This is a genomic window from Vibrio sp. V42_P2S4T144 (genome assembly GCF_009904715.1).
Classification (GTDB): domain Bacteria; phylum Pseudomonadota; class Gammaproteobacteria; order Enterobacterales; family Vibrionaceae; genus Vibrio; species Vibrio alginolyticus.
Genome location: NZ_WXWS01000218.1, coordinates 1 through 2306 on the forward strand (window position 1 = coordinate 1; position 2306 = coordinate 2306).

At 45.8% G+C, this 2306-nt stretch carries 2 protein-coding genes; one reads left to right on the top strand and one right to left on the bottom strand.

From position 1 onward, the window contains the following. Positions 1 to 47: 47 nt before the first annotated feature. Entirely contained in the window at positions 48 to 821 is a 774-nt protein-coding gene (locus tag CAG68_RS07800) for a potassium channel family protein (RefSeq protein ID WP_005387432.1), read from the top strand. Between the two features lie 41 nt (positions 822 to 862). Here CAG68_RS07800 and CAG68_RS07805 read toward each other — a convergent pair. Then, on the bottom strand, positions 863 to 2306 hold a 1444-nt coding region (locus CAG68_RS07805; RefSeq protein ID WP_161440979.1), incomplete at its 5' end, for a CYTH domain-containing protein.

A 2306-nucleotide genomic window follows, 5' to 3' on the forward strand; every position in this document is an offset into this window, starting at 1 on the left:
GTTATGTTCGCGCTTTGCGTGGTTACGCGATTTATTTTGAGCTTCGTATGAAAAACAATGATATCAAAGACAGCACACGACCGATGGGCCTGTTGTCACTAATATTGTCTTTTATGGCACTATTTGTGATCTCTGGCTTGTTGTTTTTCCCGATCGATCACGAAACCCGTCAAGTTCTTATCGGTCTGGATTTCATAATCTGTAGTATTTTTCTACTACAGCTCACCATTGATTTGATCCGGTCCACAGATCGCTGGTTATTCCTTAAACGTCATTGGATAGATTTCGTGGCGAGTATCCCATTGATAGAGCCCCTGCGCTTTGCTCGTATTTTTCATATTATGCGAGTGGTATTAGTACTGCGTTCGTCAAAGTTCATTTTGCATCAGCTCAAAGAAAACCGCCGCGAAACCACGGTCGCCTCTATACTGCTATTGATGGTTATCCTCATAACACTCGGTTCTAGTGCAATGCTGTTTATCGAAGCGAAAAACCCAGAAGCGAATATTCGTACTGGCGCCGATGCTTTGTGGTGGGTATTTGTAACAATCTCAACGGTTGGTTACGGCGATCATTATCCAGTGACCTCCATAGGAAAGTTTTTGGCTGTCATCATCATTGTTTGCGGGGTGGGTATCTTTGGTATGATCTCGGGTCTTATCACCTCTATCCTTACTGCCCCAACGAAACAACAGACGCACAGTTCAATCAATAAAGAACGTATGCTCGAGCAGCTCCTAAGCCAACAAGCGCAAATACTAGAACGACTCGATTTCATGGAAAAAGAGCTACAACAACGTAAAACAGAGACAAAAAAATAGGACCTCATGGTCCTATTTTTTTGTCGTTACCACCAGAACGATCATTCACGCCAATAAGGCTGCACTTCCACACTGATCGCTCGGGTTTGATCCATTGCATGTAAAATTGAACGCTCTTGACGGTGCAACCAGCGTTCTAACTGCTCTTTTTCTGCGTCTTCCAGCATATCAACCAACGGGAGCAAGTGGTTCAGCATTAGCAGATCATCGATACCATGCACCAGATCCGCCCATGGTAAACGAAAGCTGTTACGCTCATCCGAGTTATACAAACTCGCGAAACCAATGCCAGTATAGAGGTTACGCAATAAGCGATAGCGCTGATCAACGTACTCTTGCGCCGTCAAATCGCGCTCTGCTGGGAAAGCTTCCATTAGCTCAGCCCAAGTGCGATCGAGCTGAGTAACTGAAAACAGCATGATGTTACTTGCCATTTTTTCACGTGCTTTTTCATCAAGAAATGGCTGCCAACCGCGCGCTAAGATCCAGCGGCTTAGATCCAGCAGTAACCCTGTGTAACGCGCGGAATTGAGCAACCCTAGCACTTCTTCACGGCTTGGCAACTCTTGTAACTGCTGAGTCAACTCAGATACTAAGAACTTACGCGCATCCAATTTACGCAGCACATTGCCTTTGTCATCTAAGAGCTCTTCAAGGTGTGCATGCTCATCCAACCAACTCAGTTCTTCTTCCAACCATTTAAGCTCTTGGCGCAGAATCGCACTTGCGCGACGAGGGACAATCCCGCCAAAAATAGTCAATGTTTGACGAATGAAACGAATGGCATTACTGATTTCACGCAGTGCTTCCACGCTGTCACGCTCAGCATAAATTTGCTCGTGATAATGCCAATGAGACAAAGCGTGCTCTAAAGAGTTGATCAAGCAAAATTCAACGGTATCCGTCGGACTACTGTCCACAAGTGCCAATGATTTTACTTCATCACCCGCATAACCGCTTGCAAGTCGATAACCTTTCGCCGCTTTGCTCAAGTTACCCAAACGCATACCGCCTTGCTCGCAAAAGCTGCGTGCCAGCGTGAATAAAGCTTCGGTTTGGCCAGACTTAAGTTCCAGTTCAACTTCGCAAATCGGCTCTTGCTTCTCTTCTTCGTCTTCACCTTTGGCTACAACTAAGCCTTGGTCAAAGGCAACTTCAATCTGACTGCCATCGGGCATGCCAATCAGCCATTGTTCACGTGTGAAGTTGGTCGAGAATAATGGCATAAGCTCGGATTGCAGCATTTCTGCATCTTTACCTGGAGGCCAAATATCTAGAGGATGAAGCGACAGATTAGGCTCGTCGCTAGTGTGCTCAGCATTGTATTCTGGTCTTTGATGTAAGCCTGCGACGACGCGTCCTGCTGTCTTTACGGTTTGGACGAATACATCATCAAAACGGCGAATTCTTAAACCAATGTCGTGCTTTCGAAGCCATTTATCGGCAGTATCAAAATAGGTGTTACCCAAGTCACGACAACTATGC

Coding starts and splice junctions, on each gene's coding strand:
- CAG68_RS07800 (WP_005387432.1), top strand. CDS start 48: ATGAAAAACAATGATATCAAAGACAGCACACGACCGATGGGCCTGTTG.